The sequence below is a fragment of the Streptomyces sp. SP17BM10 genome (assembly GCF_036322405.1).
Taxonomy (GTDB): domain Bacteria; phylum Actinomycetota; class Actinomycetes; order Streptomycetales; family Streptomycetaceae; genus Kitasatospora.
In genome coordinates, this window is sequence record NZ_JAQYXB010000329.1 from 1 (window position 1) to 24,609 (window position 24,609).

Consider the following 24,609-nt stretch of genomic DNA (forward strand, 5'->3'; position numbering starts at 1 on the left):
AACGCTTCGAACAACCCCGCCGTGAACGCCTCCAGGTCCTCCCGGACCTCGGCCATCTCCCCAGGTGTCACACACCAACAACGCGCCACCTACTCCCCAGGACACGCCACCACGGCACCGACCTGACCAAGCCCTACTAGGGCCTGCCCTCGAACCCCGTCGTCCGCCTGGACGGCGGGCGGGGTCCGAGGACGGGCCCTGGGTGCGGGGGTTCCGCCAGGAGGGTGACCCCCTAGGCTGGTGCCCAGCAAACGCACCGATTTTGCAGCAGCCAGTGGGGGCTCCCAGATGACGACAGGTCGGCCCGGCGCCGCCGCCGCACCGAACGCGGCATACGCAGGTCAGGTGGTGCACTTCCCGGACCCGGTCCGCGCGGAGCGCTACCCCGCCGGGGTCCGGGTGGACGAGCACGGCCACCCGGACTTCGCCCCCTACGCCGCCGCGGCGGCCGAGGTCGCCGACCCGCCGGAGGGCCTCGGCGTGGACGAGCTGCGGCTGACCGACTACGTCTCGGCCAACGCCGCGCTGTTCACCCAGGGCCACCCGCTCTGGGCCGACCTGCACACCGCCGTCGCGACCCCGCCCGGCTGGACCTGGCACCACGTCGCCGGCCGGGCCGCCCCCGGCTGGCGCCGCATGGAGCTCGTCCCGGTCGAGGTCAAGGCGCTGCTGCGCCACCACGGCGGCCTCGCCACCTCCGCCGCCGACCACGGCCAGCGCGGCACCCGCCCGCTCCAGGAGCGCCGGCCTGCGCACTTCCCGCTGGCCCTGGACGGGAGCGACCCGATCAGCGTCCCCGAGGACCTGATCCAGCGCGCCGAGGACCGCCTCGGCTACCGGCTGCCGGGCGCCTACCGCAGCTTCCTCAAGCTCGGCGGCGGCCGCGCCCCGGTCGGCGTCGCGCTCGACACCGAGCTGGGCATGCTGCTCGACCAGCCGTTCCTGACCCTCAGCGAGGAGTACGGGACGACGGACGTCGTGTACGCCAACAAGTGCCTGCGCGACCACCTCACCAAGGACTACCTCGGCATCGCCTACGTCCAGGGCGGCATCGTCGCGCTCAAGGTCCGCGGCGACCGGATCGGCACGGTCTGGTTCCACCTGTACGACGACGCCCGCGACACCGGCGTCCCGGAGGCCCCGGAGGACCGGGTCGAGCGGCTGCTGCTGCCCTGCGGCGAGGACTTCGACGAGTTCCTGCTGCGGCTGGCGGGCAGCCCGCCCGAGCTGGAGACGGTCGCGGAGCTGATGGTGGACGGCGGGTTCGCCCGGGCCGTCCCGGGCGAGTGACCGGGACGACGGGGACGACCGGGATGACGAGGATGGGGACAGGGGTGAACCGGGCGTGGTGACGTACGCGCAGGCGCATGAGCTCGCCGACGAGTGGATCAACGGCGGGGTGCCGGGGTCGCAGCAGCGCGAGGTGCGGGTCCGGGAGTTCGACCTGGGCTTCGTCTGCTGGGCGGTGCAGCCGGCGGACGGGACCCCGGAGCAGGGTGGCCCGACGGGCGGGGCGCGGCTGGTGATCGCCCGCGACTCCGGCGCGAGCACGCTCTGGCCCGCGCTTCCGGTCAACGAGGTCGTCCGGCAGTACGAGGAGGTGTACGGGCGGCCGGTCGCGGCCAACCCGGCGGGGGCGGCGAAACCCGCGCCCGGGCCGGTCGAGGCGACGTCCTTCCTGCTCAGCCCGCCGCAGTGGCTGCAGGAGGCGGGTGCGGCGGCGATCGCGGCGGAGGCGGAGCGGCTGGGCGAGGCCCCGGCCCCCGCTCCGGCGGCGACGCCTGCCCCGGCTCCCGCGCCCGTCCCGGCCCCGGCGCCCGTTTCCGCCCCGCCCGCACGGGCCGTGCCGGCCGAGCCCGAGGCGACCGGCCTCCCGGCCGAGGCCGCCGACTGGGCCCCGCCGAGCGGGCCGCCGACGCCCCCGCCGGCCGTCCTCACCGCACCGCCGGTCTCCGACCGGCCCGCCGGGGACGCGCCGACCATGCTCGCCCCGCCGCCCGGCCACGACGAGCCTGCCGTCCCGCCGCGGGTGCAGTCGGCCCCGCCGGTCCCGCCGGGGCCCGCACCGGCCGGCTCCGAGGCGGCGACGATGCTGATGCCCGAGGGCCTGCGCACGCTCGGCTCCGAGCCGTCCGACGCGCCCCCGCCGGCCGGCTCCGAGGCCGCGACCGCGCTGATGCCCAGGAGCGCCCAGGGTCTGCCCCCGGCACCGCCCCCGTCCACCCCGGAGCCCGCGCCCGCCCCCGCGCAGCCTCCGGTGGCCGAGCCCGCTCCGACGCTGCTGGCGCCGCCGGAGGCGATGCCGGGGCTGATGGGCCTGCCCGGTGCTCCGCAGACGCCCGCCCCGACCACGCCGCCGACCGGTCCGGCGGTGGAGTACGCGCCGACCATGCTGGCCCCGCAGGGCGGCGTCCCGGGCCTGATGGGCCTGCCCGGCGCCCCCCAGGCGCCCGCGCCCGCGGCGCCCCCCGCCGCGCCGCCCACCGGCCCGGCCGTCGAGTACGCGCCGACCATGCTCGCTCCCGGCGGCCCCGGCCTGGGCGGCCTGCCCGGTGCCCCGGCGCCCCCCGGACCGCCCGCGCCCGCCGAGGCGGCGCAGGGCGGCGCGCGCGGGCGCAACGCGGCCTCCGTGCCCCCGCCGCCCCCGCCGCCCCCGCCGGGCGAGCTGCGCGGCGGCGCGTCCGGTGCCGGCGCGGCCCACGGCGGCGCGCTCGGCCGCGGCTCCGCGTCGACCCCGCCGCCGCCCCCGCCCGCCGGGCTGCGGCACACCCCCGGCTCCGGCGCGCCCGCGGCCAACCCGGGCGGCCGCGGCGCCGCCTCCACCCCGCCGCCCCCGCCGCCGGCGGGTCTGCGCGGCGCCGCGCCGCAGGCCGCCCCGGCGCCCACGCCCGCCCAGGGGCCGCCCGCCGGCGGTACGCCGGCGCCCGGCACGCCCGGGATCGCGTACGAGGCGACCCAGCTGGCGGGCGCGATCGACCCGGCGCTGCTGGCCGCCGGCCGGGCGGACCCGGGCACCCCGCCGTCCGGCGGTCCGGCCGTCCCGCCGCCGCCCGGCGGTCCGGCGGCTCCGGCCGGGCCCGCGGGCTACGGCTACCCGAACGCGGGCGGCGCACCGGCGCCCGGCACGCCGCAGGCCGCCCCGGTGCCGCCGGGCGTGCCCACGGTCGGCCCCGGCTACTTCGCCGCGCTCAGCTACCGCGGCCCGGACGGCTCCGAGCAGAAGCTGCTGCACCGCAGCGAGCCCGGCACCCCGCACCCGGAGTGGAAGATCCTCCAGGACCTGCGGCGGCTCAACGTGCCGCCGGACCAGGTGCTGGAGCTCTACACCGAGCTGGAGTCCTGCGACCTGCCCGGCGGCTACTGCAACCGCATGATCGCCGCGTCCTGGCCGAACGTGCGGCTCACCCACACCGCCTCCTACGGGCGCGACCACGCGTCCCGGCAGGCGGGGATGGCCGAGCTGCTCGACCACCTGGACGAGCTGCACCAGCTGGCCTCGGGACCGCAGCGGGTCCGCCCGTTCCGGGTGCCGCCGCCGGCCCCGGGCACCGTCCAGGTGCTGCCGCCGCTCCCGCCGCAGCAGCTGGCGCAGGAGCTGGGGCTGCACTTCGGGCCGAACCTGTTCCGCTTCGAGCAGCGCGCGGTCTCCCGCCAGGGCGTGCCGGAGCCGGTCGCCCAGACCCTGATGTGGGCCGGGCTGCCGCGCGACTTCGGGCCGTTCTTCTGGGCGCAGGCGCAGGACGGCCGGCCGATCCCGACGCTCGCCGAGCTGGCCGCCGAGCGCGGCCTGCCGCAGGGCCCGGACTTCGCCGGCTACCTGGTGCTCGGCAACGACTACGGCCGCCAGCTGTGCGTCCAGTACGGCACCGCGAACGTGGTCGCGGTGGACGTCGACGGAACCGGCCAGCCGCCCCGGTTCGTCAACACCGGTGTACCGGAGTTCGTCCGCTCGCTGGCCCTGCTGGGCCGCATGTGGCGGCTGCGGTACGGGCTCACGCCGGAGCAGGCCGGACACTGGACGGCCGACTTCCAGGCCGAGCTCGCCGCGATCGACCCGGCGGCCCTGCAGAACGCGGACACCTGGTGGGCCGTACTGCTGGAGCAGTTCTGGGACGGCCTGCTGTAGCGGACCGCCCCGGATCCTCGCAGGTGGGGAGGGGTCGTTCCGGTGTCCGGAACGGCCCCTTCGGCGTGCCGTCGCGGCGGCGCCTCGTTGGGGTTTCGTCCGGATCTGCGCAAAATAGGTCAAGAGGATGGGTCTACTCGTCCGGTCCTCGACCTATCTCGATCCGCCCGACGGACCATTCCGGACCCGGTCACCGAACCGGTCCCGGGGCCGTCCGTTCCGTCCGATCATGGGCTCCGCAGCCCGCGACACGAGGGGAAGAGCCCATGAGCGACGCCGTCCCCCAGTACGGCTTCACCCCGGCCCGGCGTGGTTACGCGCCCGAACAGGTCGACCGCGCCCTGGCCGCGCTCACCGCGCAGCGTGACGAGGCCTGGGAGCGGCTCAGCGTTCTCGGCGCCGGGATCCGGCAGATGGAGGGCAGGCTGGCGGAGGTCCGCCAGGCCGCGCAGGACGCGCCCGCGCCCGACTACACCGTGCTGAGCGAGGAGGCCGCCGGCCTCGCCGTCATGGCCGAGACCGAGGCCCGCGCCGTCCGGGAGAAGGCCGAGCGCTTCGCCGAGGACCTGCGCGACGAGGCGTACGAGGCCGGCCAGGCCGCCGAGCACGCCGCCAAGGAGTACGCGGCCACCGTCCGCAGCGAGGCCGACCAGGCCGCGCGCCGCATCCAGGAGCGCACGCGCGCCGAAGCGGAAACGATTCGTGGCGACGCCGACCGCGACAACCGGACCGTCCGGGACGCCGCCACCGCCTACGCCGCCAAGGTGCGGGTGGCCGCCGCCGAGGCGAGCGAGCAGGCCGAGGCCGAGCTCGCCGACCGGCGACGGGCCGCCGACGAGGCCTTCGCCGAGGCCCAGGCCCGGGCGGAGGCGGAGGACGCCGAGGTCGCGGAGACCGCCGAGCGCCGGGTCAAGGAGGCCGAGCAGCACCGCGAGGCCGTGCTCGGCCGGATCAAGCAGCTGGAGGCCGAGGCCCAGGCCAAGGCCGACCGGAGCATCGAGCAGGCCCGCCGGGAGGCGGAGAAGATCAACGCGGCGAGCGAGCAGGAGCAGATCGAGTTCGCGGCCCGGCTTGAGACGGTGCAGCAGCACCTCGACCACATCAAGGCCACGCTGGCCTCGCTCACCGGGGCGGCGGTCGGCCAGATCGAGGCGGTGGCCGGGCCGGCGCCCGGGGCCGCCGACGCGCCCGCGGACGCTCCTTCGGACGCGCCGGCGGCTGCGGGTGCGCTCGCGGAAGCCGGGGCCGCCGACGCGCCCGCGGGCTCCGAGGCGGACACGGGTGAGGTGCCGGTGCCCGACCTGCGCAAGCGGGACGCGGCGGGCGCGGCGAAGGAGACGGCCGTCCTGCGGCTGCCGTCCGCGCAGGTCGCCGCCCCGGCTCCGGGCGCGGCCCCCACCGACGCCGCGCCCGCGGACGCTCCGGACGACGCGGCCGTGGTGACCGGCCCGGTGCCGCCGAGGCCGGTCGCGCCGCCGCGGACCGGTCCGGCCGGGGCCGCCGCGGACGCGGAGCCGGAGGAGACCCGGGTCATCCCGAAGATCGTCATCGTGGACGACGGTGCCGACTACGCGACCCCGAACACCGTCACCTACCGCCGCCGCTGAAGCCCTTGCTTCGAACCCCCGTCGTCCGCCCGCGCGGCAGGCCGGGGTTGACGACGGGCTCGGAGACACCCCGGCCGCCGGGGCGCCCCGGCTACCGTGCCGGCGGGCCGTCCGCCAGCAGCCGGGTGAGCTTCTCGTCCTGGGCCCTGACCGCCTCCCGCCGGGCGGTCAGGGCCTCGGCGTTGCGCTCGATCAGCTGACGCTGGTACCCGGCGAGGACGGTGAACCAGAGCGCGGCCAGATCGCTGCGGGCCGTGCAGTCGAGGTCGGCGCGGGCGGCGGCCAGTTCGGAGGGGGTGATCTCCGCGGTGCCGCGGTAGCGCTCCGGAAGGGCCTCCGGGGTGGTGCCCGCGAATCCGGCCGCGGCCATGCACGCCGACCAGTCCTTCGTCGCCGCGACGACCCTGGCGTCCGTCCCGGTGGCCTTCAGCGACACGTCGAACAGCCGGCCCACCAGGTCCGCGCCGGGCCCCTGCGGCGCGCTGATCCGCTCCGCCGCCTGCCGGTCGCAGTCCACCCGCGCGCCGTCGTAGGCCTCGCCGGAGCCGGCCGGGGCGGCGGCCGGGCGGGGGCGGGGCCGGCGGGGCGGGTGGAAGCCCTGGCCGGCCGCGGCGTCCGCGCCCAGGTATCCCCAGGCGCCGGCCGGCAGCGCGGTCGCGTTGTCGGGTGCCTCGGCGGCCTGGAGGCCGTCCCCGTCGAAGGCGGCGAAGCCGGCCCGGTGCATGCAGGAGACGACGAGCATGTTCCGCGCCCGGATCTCGTTCACGGCGCTGCGGTCGTCGGCCTGATAGGCGGAGAGCGGAAGTCCGGTCATCGCGCCCCGGCCGGATTCCGGCGCGCGCGCCCCGGAGACTTCCGGCGGGGTCGGCGCGGAATCCGAGGAGCCGCTTCCGGAAATCCCGGAACAACCGGCGGAAAATGCCGCGACCGTCACCGCCAGGGCGGCCGTGGCGAATCGCCTCGACGGCGTGGGAAGTTGCACGGCGAGTGCTCCGATCCTCAAGCGCGGCAAGCTTGTTCGGACCCTAGCGCATTCCTCCGCGCGTGGTTCCGGCAGTCGCCGGGGAGCGATCGGCTTGGCCGGAAAACAGCTGTCCGGTGGTGCCCCGCCGTGCAAATCTCGGGAGTCGCATACCGCGACCGATGGAGGGTCCATGGTTATCCGCACGCATTTCCGTTCGGACCACCGGAATTCGAGTCACCGGAAGAGAAATGCGAACGCCCGCCGACTGGGCGCGCTGGCGGTACTCACCGCGGCCGCCGCGACCCTGCTGCCGGTGACCGGTGCCCGGGCGGTGGAACGCGTCGACTGCGGCAACCGGAACGATTTCGCGAAGGTGTACAACTACGGCTACGGCGGGCGGCTCTGCTTCGCGAACGACGGCTGGATGGCCGTCCGCATCTACGACGTCGACCGGATCGACGCCGGGAACAACCGGGTCGTCACCTACCTCGGCGGCGGGCTCGGCTCCTGGACGGTCTTCAACTGGGAGCAGTACGACTTCAACGCCAACCAGGGCCACCAAGTGATGATGTACGACATCAACCTCTCGCGCTGGTAGCCCGCCGGCGGTCCCGTACGGGCCGGGCGGGTGCGGCTGCCCAGCCCGAACGGGGGCCCGGAGAGGCGTGAGGCCCCGGAAGACGTGTGAGGCCGAGACCCGTGGCGCCCTCCAGGAAAGGGCGCCACGGTTCCCGGCGCTTGGGCGGGCGCCCCCACCCAGGGTCGCCCGGCCTCGCACCTCCGACCCCCATCGGGGGTGCGACAGTGCCTCCGCAGCCATCCCCCACGGTTGGGTGCGGCGGGCACGTTCACCATCGTGCGCGATCTCCATGGACGGGCAGTGACAGGAGTATGTCCACTTCATGGCAGATCCTGGAGCCCGAGCTGGACCGCGACGCCGGTGGTTCGTCCCCGGGCCCGTCCGGTGTTCCGTCCAGTGGTTCGTCCGCGCGCCTTCCCGCGGGCCGAGGTGAACGGTTCGTCCGCGCCCGGCCCCGCCGGGCCCGTACACCGCGTGCGTGTCGCTACCGCGGCGTAGGCTGGAGACCCCCGGCCGCTCGGCGTGCCGGGCCGTTCGCGTTGCCCCGGCGGGCCTCCGCCGCCCCGGGGCAGCACCAGCCACGGGACGAAGAAGAGACCCCAATGAGCCTGACCGGACTGCTCGATGTCGTCGCGCGGGACGCGGCGCTCGCCGAGGCGATCGAGGCGGCCACCGCCACCGGAGCCGCGGCCGGCGGCCGCCGCCACCTGGACCTGGTCGGGCCGCCCGCCGCCAGGCCGTTCGCCATCGCCGCGCTCGCGCGGGCGCTCGCCTCCGCGGCGGCGGGGGAGCGCGGCCGTCCGGTGCTCGCCGTCACCGCCACCGGCCGCGAGGCCGAGGACCTCGCCGCCTCCCTGCGCTCGCTGCTGCCGCCCGACGCCGTCGCCGAGTACCCGGCCTGGGAGACGCTGCCGCACGAGCGGCTGTCGCCCCGCTCGGACACCGTCGGGCGCCGGCTCGCCGTGCTGCGCCGCATCGTGCACCCGCGCGCGGACGACCCGGCGGCCGGGCCCGTCCAGGTCGTCGTCGCCCCGGTGCGCTCGGTGCTCCAGCCGCAGGTGAAGGGGCTGGCCGAGCTGGAGCCGGTCGCCGTCCGGCGCGGGGAGTCGCACGACCTGGAGGAGGTCGCCCGCCGGCTCTCCGCCGCCGCTTACGCGCGCGTCGAACTCGTGGAGAAGCGCGGCGAGTTCGCCGTCCGCGGCGGCATCCTGGACGTCTTCCCGCCGACCGAGGAGCACCCCCTGCGGGTGGAGTTCTGGGGCGACGACGTCGAGGAGATCCGCTATTTCAAGGTCGCCGACCAGCGCTCCCTGGAGATCGCCGAGCACGGCCTGTGGGCGCCGCCCTGCCGCGAACTGCTGCTCACCGACGAGGTGCGGGCGCGGGCCGCCGAGCTGTCCGCCGAACACCCCGGGCTGGCCGAGATCCTGGACAAGATCGCCGAGGGCATCGCGGTCGAGGGCATGGAGTCCCTCGCGCCCGTCCTCGTGGACGACATGGAACTGCTGGTCGACGTGCTGCCGCTCGGCTCGGTCACCGTGGTCTGCGATCCCGAGCGGGTGCGCACCCGGGCCGCCGACCTGGTCGCCACCAGCCAGGAGTTCCTGCACGCCTCCTGGGTCGCCGCGGCGGCCGGCGGGGACCGGCCGATCGACCTGGAGACCATCGACGTCTCCGCCGCCTCGCTGCGCTCCCTCGCCGAGGTGCGCGAGCACGCCGACGAGATCGGGCTGCCGTGGTGGTCCGTCAGTCCCTTCGCGACCAGCGAGTCGGCGCTCGACGGCATCCCTGCCCGCCACGGAGCCGCTGACTGGCTCGGCGACGCCAACACCCTGACCCTCGGCATGCACGCCGTCGAGGCCTACCGCGGCGACACCGCGCGCGCCATCGCCGACGCCAAGGAGCGGCTGGCCTCCGACTGGCGCGTCGTCATGGTGACGGAGGGCCACGGGCCCGCGTCCCGCCTCGCGGAGGTGCTCGGCAACGAGGGCATCCCGGCCCGGCTCGTCGCCGACCTCGCCGACGCGCCCACCCGGGACGTCGTCCACGTCTCGTGCGGCTCGATCGAGTACGGCTTCGTCGACGAGGCCCTCAAGCTCACCGTCATCACCGAGACCGACCTGTCCGGCCAGAAGTCCTCCACCAAGGACATGCGCCGGATGCCCTCCCGGCGCCGCAACGCGATCGACCCGCTGGCCCTGGCCGCCGGCGACTACGTCGTCCACGAGGCGCACGGCGTCGGCCGGTACGTCGAGATGGTGCAGCGCACCGTCCAGGGCGCCACCCGCGAGTACCTGGTGCTGGAGTACGCCCCCGCCAAGCGCGGCCACCCCGGCGACCGGCTGTTCGTGCCGACCGACCAGCTCGACCAGGTCACCAAGTACGTCGGCGGCGAGGCCCCGACGCTGCACCGGCTCGGCGGCGCGGACTGGGCCAAGACCAAGCAGCGGGCCAAGAAGGCGGTCAAGGAGATCGCCGCCGACCTGATCAAGCTGTACTCGGCGCGCATGGCCGCCCCCGGCCACACCTTCGGCCCGGACACCCCGTGGCAGCGCGAGCTGGAGGACGCCTTCCCGTACGCGGAGACGCCGGACCAGCTGACCACCATCGCCGAGGTCAAGTCGGACATGGAGAAGTCCGTCCCGATGGACCGGCTGATCTGCGGCGACGTCGGCTACGGCAAGACCGAGATCGCGGTGCGCGCGGCCTTCAAGGCGGTGCAGGACGGCAAGCAGGTGGCCGTGCTCGTGCCGACCACGCTGCTGGTGCAGCAGCACTTCTCGACCTTCGCCGAGCGCTACGCCAACTTCCCGGTCACGGTGAAGGCGCTGTCCCGCTTCCAGACCGACAGCGAGGCGAAGGCCGTCCTCGAGGGCCTGTTCGAGGGCTCGGTGGACGTCGTCATCGGCACCCACCGGCTGTTCTCCTCCGAGACCAGGTTCAAGGACCTCGGCCTCGTGATCGTCGACGAGGAGCAGCGCTTCGGCGTCGAGCACAAGGAGCAGCTGAAGAAGCTGCGCGCCAACGTCGACGTGCTCACGATGTCCGCGACCCCGATCCCGCGGACGCTGGAGATGGCCGTCACCGGCATCCGCGAGATGTCCACCATCACCACCCCGCCGGAGGAGCGGCACCCGGTGCTGACCTTCGTCGGCCCGTACGACGAGAAGCAGATCTCGGCCGCGATCCGGCGCGAACTCCTGCGCGAGGGACAGGTGTTCTACATCCACAACCGGGTGGAGTCGATCGACAAGGCGGCCGCCCGGCTCAAGGACCTCGTGCCCGAGGCGCGGATCGCCACCGCGCACGGGCAGATGGGCGAGAACCAGCTGGAGAAGGTCGTCGTCGACTTCTGGGAGAAGGAGTTCGACGTCCTGGTGTCCACCACGATCGTCGAGTCCGGCATCGACATCTCCAACGCCAACACCCTGATCGTCGAGCGCGGCGACACCTTCGGCCTCTCGCAGCTGCACCAGCTGCGCGGACGGGTCGGGCGCGGGCGCGAGCGTGGGTACGCGTACATGCTGTACCCGCCGGAGAAGCCGCTCACCGAGACGGCGCACGAGCGGCTGGCCACCATCGCCCAGCACACCGAGATGGGCGCCGGCATGTACGTCGCGATGAAGGACCTGGAGATCCGTGGCGCCGGCAACCTCCTCGGCGGCGAGCAGTCCGGGCACATCGCGGGCGTCGGCTTCGACCTCTACATGCGGATGGTCGGCGAAGCGGTGGCCGAGTTCCGCGAGTCGCTGGCCAACGGCGGTGGCGAGCCGGAGGAGGAGCCGCTGGAGGTCAAGATCGAGCTGCCGGTCGACGCGCACGTGCCGCACGACTACGCGCCGGGCGAGCGGCTGCGGCTGCAGGCCTACCGCTCGATCGCGGCCGTCAACTCGGAGGCGGACATCCAGCAGGTCCGGGACGAGCTCGTGGACCGCTACGGCAAGCTGCCCGAGCCGGTGGAGAACCTGCTGCTGGTCGCGGCGCTGCGGCTGTACGCCCGGCGGTGCGGCATCTCGGACATCACGCTGCAGGGGGCGAACGTCCGGTTCGGGCCGGTGGAGCTGCGCGAGTCGCAGCAGCTGCGGCTGAACCGGCTGTACCCGCGCAGCCAGATCAAGGCCGCCAGCCGGCAGCTGCTGGTGCCCCGGCCGAGCACCGGCCGGATCGGCGGCAAGCCGCTGGTCGGGCGGGAGCTGCTGGGGTGGTGCAGCGAGTTCCTCTCGGCGATGTTCGACGACCTGGCGGGGGCGAAGAAGTAGCGCCCGCGGGCGGTCTCGGCGCACAGCGGTCCCGGGCTCTGCCCGGGGCCGCCGTGCGCGTTCGCGCGGGGACGCTGTCCCTCCTGTGCCGGTCGTCCCAAAAGTCGGCCCCATCGACTCCCTGCGCCAGCGGGCCTCCTATCCCCGCCCTCATGGGAGTCGTGCGCGAGAAGTCGGCGGCGTCGAGTGCGGGCCCTGGGTGAGGGTGGTGGGGCAGGGGGGTGCGGCGGGTAGGTTCGGGGGGTGACGACGAATACTCCGGGCGCGAAGTTGATCCTGCTCACCACCACCCACCGGGTGGCCCCCGGGTTGTTGGCGTGGCCGGCTTGGGAGGCGCTGCGGTCGGCGGGGCGGGTGCTGGTGGGGGACGCCGGGCATCCGCAGGTGGCTGCGGTGCGGCAGGCCGGGGTGGACGTGGAGATCGTGGCGCCGGCCTCGGCGCCGGCGCTGGCGCGGCTGCTGACCGAGGAGCCCGCCGGGGCCCCCACGGTGTGGCTGGGCAGCCCCGACGGGGATCCGGGCCTGACGGCGGCGCTGGCGCGCCTGGCCGTGGAGCGCGCGGGCGAGGTGCCGGAGATCGAGGTGCTGCCGGGGTCGTACGACCTGCCCGGTGCCCGCCTGCTGGACCTGGTCTCGGTGATGGACCGGCTGCGCTCGCCGGGCGGCTGCCCGTGGGACGCCGAGCAGACGCACGCGAGCCTGGTGAAGTACCTGGTCGAGGAGGCGTACGAGCTGGTCGAGGCGATCGAGGAGGGGGACCGGGAGACGCTGCGCGAGGAGCTCGGGGACGTCCTGCTCCAGGTGTTCTTCCACGCGCGGATCGCCGAGGAGCACCCGACCGACGCCTTCTCGATCGACGACGTGGCCGGTGACCTGGTCGAGAAGCTGATGTACCGGCACCCGCACGTGTTCGGGGACGTCGAGGCGGAGGGCGCCGCCGAGGTCGAGGCGAACTGGGAGCAGCTGAAGGCGGCCGAGAAGGCGGACCGCGAGTCGGTGCTGGACGGCGTGCCGGCCGGTCTGCCGTCGCTCGCGTACGCGGCGAAGCTGGTGTCGCGGGTGCGCCGGGCCGGGTTCGAGGGCGTGCCGGACGAGGCGTACGAGCTGCCCGCGGAGCTCACGGAGGAGTCCGCGGGCAGGCTGCTGCTGGCAGTGGCGCAGCGTGCGCACGACGCGGGGGTGGATGTGGACGCGGCGCTGCGCGCTGCGGCGCGCGCGTACCGGGACGCGGTTCGCGAGGCGGAGGGCCTCAAGCCGGAGTAGCCGGAGCGGCCGGAGCAGAGGGGGAGAGCGCCCTCAGGCCGCCGTCACCGCGTCCGGGACGGCGGCCCGCGGCCGCGGCAGGACGACCTCGCCGATGGCCTCGCCCACGAGGGTGACGAGTTCGGCGAGGCGCTCGAGGCCGAGGTGGTCGGGCAGGTCGGAGAGGGAGATGATCCGCTCGCCGTCCGGGCCGGCGACGCAGAACAGGTCGATCGGCCCGAGGTGCTTCTCGGCGGTGTCGACGAGCGCGGCGACGTCGCTGGGGCGGCGGACGTCCCCGCCGACGCCGACGACGGGGCAGCCGGGCCGGTCGAGTTCGCTGGCGAGGTCCTCGGCGACGCCGACCCGCTGGTCGGCGATCAGCACTCCGGCGGCGCCTGCCGCGGTGAACCGGCGGGCGAGGTCGGCCCCCGACCCGCCGTCGAGTACCGCGATGACGACGACTGCCCCGGTGACCCGCATGGTGCGCTCCTCCCTGTGGGCGGTCCGCACTGACGCCCACGATTTCTGCCGAGGATCGTAGGCAGGTCCTGACCCTCCGCAACAGGGGTTACCCCTCAGGTGACCAGGCTCACGCCTGCCCGCCGTCCAAGAGCTGTGCAAAACCCGTCCACGCACTGTCCACGGGGCGTTCGCGGCGTGTTGGGACACGGTCCGCGGCCCGGGGACGATCCGGTCACTCACCGTAGGTGCCGGGGCGCCCCCGGCCCACCGGATACGGTCGTCCCATGCCAGTTCAGCCCGACGCCGCCCGTCCGCCGCTTTTCACGTGGGAGTTCGCCGCCGACCCGTACCCGGCGTACGCCTGGCTGCGCGAGCACGCCCCCGTGCACCGCACCACGCTCCCGAGCGGGGTGGACGCCTGGCTGGTGACGCGGTACGCGGACGCGCGGCAGGCGCTCGCGGACGCCCGGCTGTCGAAGAACCCGGCGCACCACAGCGAGCAGGCGCACCGCACCGGCCGGGTCGGGATCCCGGGGGAGCGGCAGGCGGACCTGATGACGCACCTGCTGAACATCGACCCGCCGGACCACACCCGGCTGCGCCGCCTGGTGTCGAAGGCGTTCACGCCGCGCCGGGTGGCCGAGTTCGAGCCGCGGGTGCAGCAGCTCACCGACCGGCTGATCGACGGTTTCGCGCAGCGCGGTTCGGCGGACCTCATCCACGAGTTCGCGTTCCCGCTCCCCATCTACGCGATCTGCGACATGCTCGGCGTGCCGTCCGAGGACCAGGACGACTTCCGCGACTGGGCCGGCATGATGCTGCGACACACGAAGCCTGGCCAGGGCGGGCCGCAGCGCGGCGGCGTGGGGCGGGCCGTGAAGCGGATGCGGGCGTACCTGCTGGAGCTGATCCACCGCAAGCGGGCGGACCTCGGCGACGACCTGATCTCGGGCCTGATCCGGGCGAGCGACCACGGCGAGCACCTCACCGAGAACGAGGCCGCCGCGATGGCGTTCATCCTCCTCTTCGCCGGCTTCGAGACGACCGTCAACCTGATCGGCAACGGGACGTACGCGCTGCTGCGCAACCCGGAGCAGCGCCGCTTGCTGCAGGAGTCGGTGGCGCGCGGCGAGACGGCTCTGCTGGAGACCGGTATCGAGGAACTCCTGCGCTACGACGGCCCGGTGGAGCTGGCGACGTGGCGGTTCGCGACCAGCCCGCTGACCATCGGCGGAGTGGACATCCCGGTCGGCGACCCGGTGCTCGTGGTGCTGGCGGCGGCGGACCGGGATCCGGCCAGGTTCTCGGACGAGAACACCCTGGACCTGGCCCGCGCGGACAACCCGCACCTGGGGTTCGGGCACGGCATCCACTACTGCATCGGCGCCCCGCTGGCCAGGCTCGAAGGCCGGTCGGCGCTGGCCACCCTGTTGTCCCGGCTGCCCGATATCGAACTGGCGGAAAGCCCGGAGAACCTGCGGTGGCGCGGTGGCCTGATCATGCGCGGATTGCGAGAACTTCCGGTCGAATTCAGTCCCGAGAGCCGTTCGCCGCACGCGCTTCCCGACGGTCCGACACACTGACGGAACGTCGCGAACCTGAAGGGGCAGCCGGTATGAACGCCCATCAATCCGGACAAACGGCCGCCGTTGGTAGGCGATCGACCACGGGCCGTGATTTCTGTGTGATGTCTGCGATATGAGCTTGTGATTGGTCTGAGGATCTGTCTACTCTCCGTGGAGTTCGCAGCTGCGGACCCCGAGTGCGGAACGCCGAGTCCTGCCCGCCGCGCCACGGGAAACCGACCAGACCCCTGGGCAGGGGCGGGGGAACCAGGTTTGTTGCCGTTCCTCCACGGCTTGGGGTGAAGCCGCCCGAGCGGATTCGTTTCCGCAGACGGCGGCCGGGCCACCTCCCGGTCCGAACCCGACAGCTCACCTCGCAGGCGTGCGGAGAGGGACCCCTTCATGCTGTTCGTTGGAACCGGTCGTCATCGCCGTCGCACCCAGACCGAGAAGGCCATCGCCGTCGCCGGAGTGGCCGGTGTCGGACTCGCGATGCCGCTCCTCGCCGCCACCGGCGCCTCCGCCGCCCCGGCCTCCGCCTGGGACTCCGTCGCCCAGTGCGAGAGCGGCGGCGACTGGGGCATCAACACCGGCAACGGCTTCTACGGCGGCCTGCAGTTCACCTCCAGCACCTGGAAGGCGTACGGCGGCACCGCGTACGCGGCGCAGGCCAACCAGGCGACCAAGGGTCAGCAGATCGCGGTGGCCGAGAAGGTCCTGGCCTCGCAGGGTCCGGGCGCCTGGCCGGTCTGCTCGAAGAAGGCCGGCCTGTCGAAGGGCGGCGCCCCCGCCGCCGTCGACACCTCGGACGCCAAGCCCGCCGCCCAGCAGCACGCGCAGCCGGCGCAGCAGCAGCCCGCGGCGAAGCCGGCCCAGCCGAAGCCGGCTCAGAAGCCCGCGCAGCAGCAGTACCAGCAGCACACCCAGCAGGCTCAGCAGCCGCAGGCCCCGGGCTTCTCCGGCAAGGCCGGCTGGGACGCCGACGCGAAGGTGTACTGGTACCAGAACAACGGCACCTGGTACTGGACCAGCCACCAGGGCGTCTACCAGCAGTACGCGGGCCAGGCCCAGCAGCAGGCCGCCCAGCAGCAGATCCAGCAGCAGTACGCCCAGCCGCAGCAGCAGGCCCCGCGCGCCGCCGTCCCCCAGCAGGGCGGCCACGACTACACCGTCCGCGCCGGTGACACGCTGTCGAGCATCGCGGCCGCCCAGGGCGTGCACGGCGGCTGGCAGTCGGTCTACGACGGCAACCAGGGCACCGTCGGCGGCGACCCGAACCTGATCCTGCCCGGCCAGGTGCTGCACCTCGGCTGACACCGGCCGGAACGGCGCGACACGCCAGGAGGGGGCCGACCCCGGACCGGCCCCCTTCGTCCGCTTCCGCCCCTTTTCCCGGGGAGCTCAGGTGAACTACCGGTAAGTAGCCCGGCCACACGCTGAGACGGGACCGAGGTCGGCGCGGCCCCGGGACCACGTGCGGTTAGGCTCTGGTCGTAACGACTCCGCAATCATCCGGCCGACCGCACCACTGGTCGGCGGGACCCTGCTTCCGCAAGGAGATGCCTCGTGCCGTCCATCGATGTCGTCGTAGCCCGTGAGATCCTCGACTCGCGTGGCAACCCCACGGTCGAGGTCGAGGTCGGCCTCGACGACGGCAGCACCGGTCGTGCCGCTGTCCCGTCGGGTGCCTCCACCGGCGCCTTCGAGGCGCTGGAGCTCCGCGACGGTGACAAGAACCGCTACTTCGGCAAGGGCGTGGAGAAGGCCGTCCTGGCCGTCATCGAGCAGATCGGCCCGGAGCTGGTCGGCTACGACGCCACCGAGCAGCGCCTGATCGACCAGGCCATGCTCGACCTGGACGCCACCCCGGACAAGTCCTCGCTCGGCGCCAACGCCATCCTGGGCGTCTCGCTGGCCGTCGCGCACGCCGCCTCCGAGGCCAGCGACCTGCCGCTGTTCCGCTACCTGGGCGGCCCGAACGCGCACGTCCTGCCGGTCCCGATGATGAACATCCTCAACGGCGGCTCGCACGCGGACTCCAACGTCGACATCCAGGAGTTCATGATCGCCCCGATCGGCGCGGAGTCCTTCTCCGAGGCCGTCCGCTGGGGCGTCGAGGTCTACCACACCCTCAAGGGCGTCCTGAAGGAGCGCGGCCTGTCCACCGGCCTCGGCGACGAGGGCGGCTTCGCGCCGAACCTGGACAGCAACCGCGAGGCCCTGGACCTCATCACCGAGGCCATCCAGAAGGCCGGCTACGTGCCCGGCCGCGACATCGCGCTGGCCCTGGACGTCGCCGCCTCCGAGTTCTACCAGGACGGCGCCTACCAGTTCGAGGGCAAGGCCCTCTCGGCCGCCGAGCTCATCGAGTACTACGCCGAGCTCGTCGCCGCCTACCCGCTGGTCTCCATCGAGGACCCGCTGGACGAGTCGGACTGGGACGGCTGGAAGGCCATGACCGACAAGCTGGGCGACAAGGTCCAGCTGGTCGGCGACGACCTGTTCGTCACCAACCCGGCCCGCCTGGCCAAGGGCATCGAGACCGGCACCGCCAACGCGCTGCTGGTGAAGGTCAACCAGATCGGCTCGCTGACCGAGACCCTGGACGCCGTCGAGCTGGCCCAGCGCAACGGCTACCGCTGCATGATGTCGCACCGCTCCGGCGAGACCGAGGACGTCACCATCGCCGACCTCGCCGTCGCCACCAACTGCGGCCAGATCAAGACCGGCGCCCCGGCCCGCTCCGAGCGCGTCGCCAAGTACAACCAGCTGCTGCGCATCGAGGAGATCCTCGACGACGCCGCCGAGTACGCCGGCCGCGGCGCCTTCCCGCGCTTCCGCTCCGCGGAGTAGTGGGCACTTCCGCTCCGCGGACCAGGAGGCGCGGCAAGCACGGGGGCTGAACACCCCCGCTGGTGCACGCCTGACCGGTGCCCCGCCGTTCACCCCGTAGGGTGGACGGCGGGGCACCGTCGCGACCAGGAGGGGAACGGAGATGGCTGGCTGGAGGATCCCGGGCTTGGCGGCCCGTCCTCGCTTCACGAGCCGGGCGACCGTCCTCGTCCTGGTGCTCTGCTCGCTGGTGGCGATCCTCGCCTACCCGACGCGGCAGTTCATCTCCCAGCGCGCCGAGATCTCCGCCCAGCGGGCGAAGGCCGAGCACGCCCGGCAGCAGGTCGAGCAACTGCGCCGGGACAAGGCCCGCTGGCAGGATCCCGAGTACGTCAAGGCGCAGGCCCGCGCCCGGCTGCACTACGCGATGCCCGGGGAGACCCCGTACATCGCGGTGGACCCGGCCGGAGCGGGCGCCGCCCCGTCCTCCGCCGCCCCGCCCGCCCCCTCCGACGGCACGGCCGGCAGCGCGGTGAAGGCCGCCAAGCCCTGGTACTCCAGCGTCTGGGACTCGGTGGACGCCGCCGACACCGCGGCCCTGGCCCCCACCGCGCCGTCGACCCGTCCGCTCCCACCGTCCTCCGCTGGAGACCCCTCCCCCCATGAGCACTGAGAACCACCCCGCCGTCTCCGACGCCGACGTCGCCGCCATCGCCGCCCAGCTGGGCCGGGTCCCGCGCGGCCTGCGCGGCGTGGCGCACCGCTGCCCCTGCGGCAACCCGGACGTCGTGGAGACGGCCCCCCGGCTGCCCGACGGCACGCCGTTCCCGACGCTCTACTACCTGACCTGCCCCAAGGCCGCCTCGCTGATCGGCACCCTGGAGGCGGACGGCGTGATGAAGGAGCAGACCGCCCGGCTGGCCGAGGACCCGGAGCTGGCGGCCGCGTACCAGAAGGCGCACGAGGACTACATCGCCCGGCGCGACGCCATCGAGGTGCTGGAGGGCTTCCCGAGCGCCGGCGGCATGCCGGACCGGGTCAAGTGCCTGCACGTGCTGGTCGGCCACTCGCTGGCCGCCGGAGAGGGCGTCAATCCGCTCGGCGACGAGGCGCTCGGCATGCTGGAGGACTGGTGGGCCAAGGGCCCGTGCGTCTCCCCGGCCGAGGTCGAGGCGGCCGGGGAGCGCGTCCTGCGCAACCGGGCCAAGGACCAGGACCACGAGGCCGTGATCGCCGCCAAGGCGCAGAAGGCCGCCGAGCGCGCCGCGAAGAAGCGCGCCGCGGACGAGGCCGAGGCGCGGGAGTCCGAGTGAGCACGACCCGCGTGGCCGCGATCGACTGCGGCACCAACTCGATCCGGCTGCTGGTCGCCGACCTCGACCCGGAGACCGGGGAGATCACCGACCTGGACCGCCGGATGATCGTCAACCGGCTGGGCCAGGGCGTGGACCGCACCGGTCGGCTGCACCCCGACGCGCTGGCCCGCACCTTCGCGGCCTGCCGGGAGTACCGGGAGGTCGTCGACGGCTTCGGGGTCGGCCCGGAGCGCATCCGCTTCGTCGCCACCAGCGCCTCCCGGGACGCCGAGAACAGCGACGAGTACGTCAAGGGCGTGCGGGAGATCCTCGGCGTCGAGCCCGAGGTGGTCAGCGGCGAGGAGGAGGCGCACCTGTCCTTCGTCGGCGCCACCAAGGAGCTGACCGGCGGTCAGTTCGCCGCTCCGTACCTGGTGTTCGACCTCGGCGGCGGCTCGACCGAGTTCGTGCTCGGCACGGACGACGTCCAGGCCGCGCGCTCGGTGGACATCGGCTGCGTCCGGCTGACCGAACGGCACTTCGGCGGCGCCGAACTGCCCTCCGCGGAGCAGGTCGCCGAGGCCCGGGCGCACGTGCGGGCCGAGCTGGACAAGGCCGAGGAGACCGTCCCGCTGACCGGTGCGGCCACCCTGGTGGGCCTCGCCGGGACGGTCACCACGGTGTCCGCGATCGCCCTGGGCCTGCCGGCCTACGACTCGGCGGCGATCCACCACTCGCGGATCGGCCGGGAGCGGGTCGCGGAGATCGCCCGTGAGCTGTTGGCCGCCACCCATGCCGAGCGTGCGGCGATCCCGTCGATGCACCCGGGCCGGGTGGACGTGATCGCGGCCGGCGCGCTGGAGCTGCTGGAGATCATGGAGCGCACCGGCGCCGCCGAGGTCGTGGTGAGCGAGCACGACATCCTGGACGGCATCGCCTGGAGTATTGCCTCCTGACCTGCTGCGGGCCTTACCCGACCGGCCCCGGAACCCCGAACGGGGGGCCGGGGCCGGGGCTCGCCCGGGCGCGGGCGGAAAAGTTCGTGAATTTCTTCACATGGCGATCCAGTCATTCGTCGCACCCGCTCGTCCGCTACGTCCGAATTGTGGGACCGAAGGCTGCCCCGGCGCGTCGCCCGTTGGATCGCAGGTCAGGCCTCGCTTGGGGTTTGAAAATCGAAATCACAAGCGGGAACCCGTGTGCTGTGCGGATCGTTGCTGCTCAGCCGGGTGGTGTGGCCCCCGGTGCTCACGGGGTGCTCGCCGGTGCGGTGAGATGTCGCCGAGGGGGCCGTTTTGTGGCCGCGTAGTGTAGCACGGGGTGTCCATCAGCTTGTGACCGGGCTCACGAAGGCTGCTCCGGACGGTGCTGGATACTTTCGGATATGAGCACCACGGAGCGTCCTCGCATCCTCATTGTCGGCGGTGGTTACGTCGGCCTGTATGCCGCGATGCGCATCCTCAAGAAGATGCGTTACGGCGAAGCGACCGTCACGGTCGTCGACCCGCGGTCGTACATGACGTACCTGCCCTTCCTCCCCGAGGCGGCCGGCGGCAACGTCGCGCCCCGCAACCTCGTCGCGCCCCTGCGCAGCGCCCTCAAGAAGGCGGAGGTGCTCACCGGTCACGTGACCGCTGTGGACCACGCCCGCAAGGTCGCCACCATCGCGCCCGCGGCCGGCGACTCCTACGAGCTGCCCTTCGACTACCTCGTCGTCGCGACCGGCTCGGTCTCCCGCACCTTCCCGATCCCGGGTCTGGCGGAGAACGGCATCGGCATGAAGACGGTTGAGGAGGCCATCGCCCTCCGCAACCACGTCATGGCGCAGCTGGACAAGGCCGAGTCCACCACGGACGAGGCGATCCGGCGCAAGGCCCTGACCTTCGTCGTCATCGGCGGCGGCTTCGCCGGCGTCGAGACGATCGCCGAGGTCGAGGACATGGCGCGCGACGCCGCCAAGATCTACAAGACCGTCAGCCGCGACGACATGCGCTTCATCCTGGTGGAGGCGGCCAACCGCATCCTCCCCGAGATGGGCCCGGACCTCGGTCTGTGGACCAAGGAGAAGCTCGGCGAGCGCAACATCGAGGTCTACATCGAGACCTCCATGGACTCGTGCGTCGACGGCCACGTCGTTCTGAAGAACGGCATGGAGATGGACGCCTCCACCATCGTGTGGACGGCCGGCGTGAAGCCGAACCCGGTGCTGGCCAACTTCGGCCTGCCGCTGGGCCCGCGCGGCCACGTCGACACGGCGCCGACCCTCCAGGTCCAGGGCTTCGACTACGTCTGGTCGGCCGGCGACAACGCCCAGGTGCCGGACCTCGCCGCCGGCGAGGGCGCCTGGTGCCCGCCGAACGCGCAGCACGCCTGCCGTCAGGCCGTCGTCCTCGGCGACAACGTGATCTCCGGCATGCGCGGCTTCCCGCAGAAGGAGTACAAGCACAAGAACCTCGGTGCGGTCGCCGGTCTCGGCCTGCACAAGGGCGTCGCGATCCTCTTCGGCAAGTTCAAGCTGAAGGGTCGCCTCGCCTGGTGGTTCCACCGCGCGTACCACGGCGCCATGGTCCCGACCTTCAACCGCAAGGTCCGCGTCTTCACCGACTGGACGCTCGCCGTCTTCCTGAAGCGCGAGATGGTCGGCCTGTCCCAGATGGAGCAGCCGTACCTGCCCATCCAGGAGGTCACCCCGCCCACGAAGCCCGTGGAGGCCGCCAAGCCGGCCGCCGAGAAGGAACTCGCGAGCAAGTAAGCGACTGAGACCCCGGTGTGGGAGCACCGGGGTATGAGTCGGAGGCCCTCCGCCCGGCAGTGTCGCCGGACCACGACCTCCGTGGTGCTCAGCCGGCCGTGTGACCGGGCGGAGTACAGAAGGTGGAAGGCCCCTGCCGAACCCTCCGGCAGGGGCCTTCCGCGTTCCCGGGCGGAGCGTCAGTCGGTCTTGATGCTCGCCAGGATGTCGAGCCTGGACGCCCGGCGGGCCGGCCAGATCGCGGCCACCAGGCCGACCAGCCCGGCCAGCGCGAGGAAGAGCAGCAGCTGGCCGTAGGGCAGGACGGTGGTCAGCCCGGACAGGCTGGACTTCAGGGTCCCGTTGATCGCCCAGGCGATGAAGCAGCCGAGCAGCAGGCCCACGCCGGCGCCGAACACCGAGATCACCACGGACTCCAGACGGACCATCCGCTTGATGCCCCGGCGGTCCAGGCCGATCGCCCGCAGCATCCCGATCTCGCGCTTGCGCTCGAAGACCGACATGGCCAGCGTGTTGATCACGCCGAGGATCGCGACCAGCACCGACATCGCCAGCAGGCCGTACATCATGTTCAGCGCGAAGGTGATGACCTGGCTGAAGTCGTCGCGCACGTCCTGGCGGGACTTGACCTCGATCACCGGGTTGGCGCCGGTGGCGTCCTTGAGCGACTGCTTGAGCGCGGGGGTGGCGCCGTCCTTGCCCTTCACCAGGACGTCGGCGACGTACGGCTTCGGGTCGTGCTTGGCGATCTCGGCGTTGGCGAGGACGACCGGGCCGAGCATGCCGCCCGTCCGGTAGACGCCGCCGACGGTCAGCTGACCGGTGGACTCGTCCGGGTAGGAGACGGTCAGCGTCGAGCCGGCGGTGACGCCGAACTTCTTGGCGACGTCCTGGTCCACGAGGACCTTGCCCTCGCCGAGCGTGGCGGAGGAGCCGCTGACCATCTTCAGGTCGACCAGTTGGTCGGCGGTGCCGGCGTCCAGGCCGGTGATGGACTTGGTGGTGCCGTCGAGCTCCCAGTAGGCGGCGGTCATCGGCGAGGAGGCGGCGACGCCGGGGGCCTTGGCGATCTGCGCGGGCACCTGCCCGGACAGGCTCATCCCGTTGGCCGTCGAGACGATGTAGTCCGCCTTCATCGAGCTGGTGACGGCCCGGTCGATCGCGCCGCCGACCGAGGCGCCCATCACGGTGAGGCCGCTGACCAGGGTCAGCCCGATGGTGAGCGCGGCGGCGGTGGCCGCGGTGCGGCGCGGGTTGCGCACCGCGTTCTGCTGGGCGAGCTTGCCCGGGGTGCCGAAGAGCCTGCGCAGCACGGGGCCGACCAGGGCGACCACCGGACGGGACAGCAGCGGCAGCAGGACGAACACGCCGACCAGGGCCAGCAGGGCGCCGAGGCCGACCGGCATCCGGCCGCTGTCGTTGCCCGTGGAGGCGCCGTAGCCGATCAGCGCGAGGCCGCCGGCGGTGACGACCGCGCCGATCGTGTTGCGGACCACCAGGCTCTTCTGGCTGACCGGCTGGTCGCCGCTGCTCATCGCCGCCACGGGGGCGATCCGCGCGGCGCGCACGGCCGGCAGCACGGCCGACAGCACGGTCACCAGGACGCCGACCGCGACGGTCACCACGACGGTGAGCGGCTTGATCACCAGCGAGCCGTGCGGCATGTTCTCGTCCAGCGAGCCGATCAGGGACTGCAGGCCGGCGCCGATCCCGATGCCCGCGAGCAGGCCGGCCACCGCCGAGACGGCGCCGATCACCAGGGCCTCGACCAGGACGGACCAGGTGACCTGCCGGCGGCTGGCCCCGATCGCGCGGAGCAGCGCGAGCTCCTTGGTGCGCTGGGCGACCAGCATGGTGAAGGTGTTGGCGATGATGAAGATGCCGACGAACAGCGAGATGAAGGCGAAGACCAGCAGCATGGTGCGCATGCTGTCGGTGCCCTTGGTGATCATGGCTTGCTCGTCGGCCTGGAGCTGGGCGCCGGTCTCGGCGGTGAACTGCGAGCCGGCGGGCATCTTCGCCCTGGCCTCGGCGAGCAGCGCGTCCTGGGTGGTGCCGGGCTTGGCGGTGAGCACGACGCTGCTGTAGCGGCCGGGCTCCAGCAGCAGCTGCTGGGCGGTGGCGCGGTCGAACAGGGTGAGGGTGCCGCCGGAGTTCACCACCGGGTCGTCGGTGGTGAAGATCCCGGTGAGCTTCGCCTCGACCACCGGGCCGTTGGAGGCGACCCGGACGGTGTCGCCGACCTTGTAGCCCGCCTTGTCGGCGGTCTTGCGGTCGAGGGCCACCTCCTTGCCGCTCGTGGGGCCCTGACCCTCGGCCATCGGATAGCGGGCGTCCTTGCCGTCCTGGCCGGGGGCGAAGTTGGCGCCCTTGGCGGACCACGACTGGCCGATCAGGTTGCCGCTGCGGTCGGCGACGCCGGTGAAGCCGCTGACGACGCCGCGGGCGCTCGCGGCACCGGGCAGGGCGGCCAGCTGCTGGACGGTGGCGTCGGTGAGGGTGGCCGGGCCGCCCTCGCTCTTCTGCCTGGCGGAGGCGCCGGAACCGGCGGCGCGGTCGACGATCTGGACGGCGACGTCCGAGTAGCTCTTTGAGTTGCTGTCCCGCATGGCCTTGCCGAAGGTGTCGGAGAAGACCATGGTGCCCGCCACGAAGGCGGTGCCCAGCATGACGGCGAGGGCCGTCATCAGGAGTCGGCCCTTGTGGGCCAGCACGTTGCGCAGTGCGGTGCGGTACATGAGGTGTCCTGAGAGTCGCGTAGGGGCGGCGGGGTGCCGGGGGGTCAGCTGGTGCGGCCCTTGGCGTCGAAGCGGCGCATGCGGTCCAGGACGGTGTCGGCGGTGGGGTTGGGGAGTTCGTCGACGATGCGGCCGTCGGCGAGGAAGACGACGCGGTCGGCGTAGGAGGCGGCGACGGGGTCGT

15 protein-coding genes, 2 pseudogenes and 1 riboswitch are annotated in these 24,609 nt (G+C 73.5%); of the genes and pseudogenes, 13 read left to right on the top strand and 4 right to left on the bottom strand.

The window, feature by feature from the left end:
* Positions 1–288: 288 nt before the first annotated feature.
* The 3 genes from PUR71_RS01900 to PUR71_RS01910 all read left to right on the top strand — a co-directional run bounded on the left by PUR71_RS01900 (position 289) and on the right by PUR71_RS01910 (position 5,733).
* Complete coding sequence (locus tag PUR71_RS01900) at positions 289–1,290, top strand: HNH endonuclease (RefSeq protein WP_329924525.1); 1,002 nt, start codon at positions 289–291, stop codon at positions 1,288–1,290.
* A 55-nt stretch (positions 1,291–1,345) separates the two neighbouring features.
* Entirely contained in the window at positions 1,346–4,126 is a 2,781-nt protein-coding gene (locus PUR71_RS01905) for an SUKH-4 family immunity protein (RefSeq protein WP_329924526.1), read from the top strand.
* 266 nt (positions 4,127–4,392) lie between these two features.
* The gene (locus tag PUR71_RS01910; protein ID WP_329924527.1) at positions 4,393–5,733 is read left to right on the top strand and encodes a hypothetical protein; all 1,341 of its coding nucleotides are present in this window, start codon (positions 4,393–4,395) and stop codon (positions 5,731–5,733) included.
* A 91-nt stretch (positions 5,734–5,824) separates the two neighbouring features.
* Here PUR71_RS01910 and PUR71_RS01915 read toward each other — a convergent pair whose 3' ends face one another.
* Positions 5,825–6,547: a hypothetical protein gene (locus PUR71_RS01915; protein ID WP_329924528.1), complete on the bottom strand. Its 723-nt coding sequence runs from the start codon at positions 6,545–6,547 to the stop codon at positions 5,825–5,827.
* A gap of 340 nt (positions 6,548–6,887) precedes the next feature.
* Between PUR71_RS01915 and PUR71_RS01920 the strand changes: the two genes are divergently transcribed.
* From PUR71_RS01920 to PUR71_RS01930, 3 genes are all read left to right on the top strand, one after another.
* Positions 6,888–7,295: a beta/gamma crystallin domain-containing protein gene (locus tag PUR71_RS01920; protein WP_329924529.1), complete on the top strand. Its 408-nt coding sequence runs from the start codon at positions 6,888–6,890 to the stop codon at positions 7,293–7,295.
* Positions 7,296–7,879: 584 nt separating this feature from the next.
* The gene (gene mfd, locus PUR71_RS01925; protein ID WP_329924530.1) at positions 7,880–11,536 is read left to right on the top strand and encodes a transcription-repair coupling factor; all 3,657 of its coding nucleotides are present in this window, start codon (positions 7,880–7,882) and stop codon (positions 11,534–11,536) included.
* Positions 11,537–11,779: 243 nt separating this feature from the next.
* Positions 11,780–12,799, top strand: coding sequence for a MazG family protein (locus PUR71_RS01930; protein ID WP_329924531.1), 1,020 nt, complete (start codon positions 11,780–11,782; stop codon positions 12,797–12,799).
* 33 nt (positions 12,800–12,832) lie between these two features.
* Here the strand turns inward: PUR71_RS01930 and PUR71_RS01935 are convergent, their stop codons facing one another.
* Entirely contained in the window at positions 12,833–13,261 is a 429-nt protein-coding gene (locus PUR71_RS01935) for an SDR family NAD(P)-dependent oxidoreductase (protein WP_329924532.1), read from the bottom strand.
* A gap of 266 nt (positions 13,262–13,527) precedes the next feature.
* Here PUR71_RS01935 and PUR71_RS01940 point away from each other — a divergent pair, with 266 nt between their 5' ends.
* The 7 genes and pseudogenes from PUR71_RS01940 (at position 13,528) to PUR71_RS01970 (ending at position 21,687) form a co-directional block, all read left to right on the top strand.
* The gene (locus PUR71_RS01940; protein WP_329924533.1) at positions 13,528–14,826 is read left to right on the top strand and encodes a cytochrome P450 family protein; all 1,299 of its coding nucleotides are present in this window, start codon (positions 13,528–13,530) and stop codon (positions 14,824–14,826) included.
* Between the two features lie 210 nt (positions 14,827–15,036).
* Positions 15,037–15,205, top strand: a riboswitch (cyclic di-AMP (ydaO/yuaA leader).
* A 5-nt stretch (positions 15,206–15,210) separates the two neighbouring features.
* On the top strand, positions 15,211–16,122 hold the full coding sequence (locus PUR71_RS01945; RefSeq protein ID WP_329924534.1) for a transglycosylase family protein: 912 nt from the start codon (positions 15,211–15,213) through the stop codon (positions 16,120–16,122).
* Positions 16,123–16,374: 252 nt separating this feature from the next.
* A complete protein-coding gene (gene eno / locus PUR71_RS01950) occupies positions 16,375–17,661 on the top strand; it encodes a phosphopyruvate hydratase (protein WP_329924535.1) in 1,287 nt (428 codons plus the stop codon).
* A gap of 166 nt (positions 17,662–17,827) precedes the next feature.
* Positions 17,828–18,313, top strand: a complete 486-nt coding sequence (locus PUR71_RS01955) for an FtsB family cell division protein (RefSeq protein WP_329924536.1) — start codon at positions 17,828–17,830, stop codon at positions 18,311–18,313.
* Positions 18,285–18,824 (top strand): annotated as a pseudogene (locus PUR71_RS01960) (DUF501 domain-containing protein); the annotation flags it as partial. The gene PUR71_RS01955 and the pseudogene PUR71_RS01960, both read left to right, overlap by 29 nt.
* Before the next feature lie 125 nt (positions 18,825–18,949).
* Positions 18,950–19,891: a Ppx/GppA phosphatase family protein gene (locus PUR71_RS01965; RefSeq protein WP_329924537.1), complete on the top strand. Its 942-nt coding sequence runs from the start codon at positions 18,950–18,952 to the stop codon at positions 19,889–19,891.
* Between the two features lie 428 nt (positions 19,892–20,319).
* Positions 20,320–21,687: an NAD(P)/FAD-dependent oxidoreductase gene (locus PUR71_RS01970; RefSeq protein ID WP_329924538.1), complete on the top strand. Its 1,368-nt coding sequence runs from the start codon at positions 20,320–20,322 to the stop codon at positions 21,685–21,687.
* Between the two features lie 179 nt (positions 21,688–21,866).
* Here the strand turns inward: PUR71_RS01970 and PUR71_RS01975 are convergent, their stop codons facing one another.
* On the bottom strand, positions 21,867–24,425 hold the full coding sequence (locus PUR71_RS01975; protein WP_329924539.1) for an ABC transporter permease: 2,559 nt from the start codon (positions 24,423–24,425) through the stop codon (positions 21,867–21,869).
* Positions 24,426–24,469: 44 nt separating this feature from the next.
* Positions 24,470–24,609 (bottom strand): annotated as a pseudogene (locus tag PUR71_RS01980) (ABC transporter ATP-binding protein); the annotation flags it as partial.

What these genes read in the sequence shown, in the direction of transcription:
- PUR71_RS01900 (WP_329924525.1), top strand. Translation starts at nt 289, where the DNA reads ATGACGACAGGTCGGCCCGGCGCCGCCGCCGCACCGAACGCGGCATAC.
- PUR71_RS01910 (WP_329924527.1), top strand. Translation starts at nt 4,393, where the DNA reads ATGAGCGACGCCGTCCCCCAGTACGGCTTCACCCCGGCCCGGCGTGGT.
- PUR71_RS01915 (WP_329924528.1), bottom strand. Translation starts at nt 6,547, where the DNA reads ATGACCGGACTTCCGCTCTCCGCCTATCAGGCCGACGACCGCAGCGCC.
- PUR71_RS01920 (WP_329924529.1), top strand. Translation starts at nt 6,888, where the DNA reads ATGGTTATCCGCACGCATTTCCGTTCGGACCACCGGAATTCGAGTCAC.
- mfd (WP_329924530.1), top strand. Translation starts at nt 7,880, where the DNA reads ATGAGCCTGACCGGACTGCTCGATGTCGTCGCGCGGGACGCGGCGCTC.
- PUR71_RS01935 (WP_329924532.1), bottom strand. Translation starts at nt 13,261, where the DNA reads ATGCGGGTCACCGGGGCAGTCGTCGTCATCGCGGTACTCGACGGCGGG.
- PUR71_RS01940 (WP_329924533.1), top strand. Translation starts at nt 13,528, where the DNA reads ATGCCAGTTCAGCCCGACGCCGCCCGTCCGCCGCTTTTCACGTGGGAG.
- PUR71_RS01945 (WP_329924534.1), top strand. Translation starts at nt 15,211, where the DNA reads ATGCTGTTCGTTGGAACCGGTCGTCATCGCCGTCGCACCCAGACCGAG.
- PUR71_RS01970 (WP_329924538.1), top strand. Translation starts at nt 20,320, where the DNA reads ATGAGCACCACGGAGCGTCCTCGCATCCTCATTGTCGGCGGTGGTTAC.
- PUR71_RS01975 (WP_329924539.1), bottom strand. Translation starts at nt 24,425, where the DNA reads ATGTACCGCACCGCACTGCGCAACGTGCTGGCCCACAAGGGCCGACTC.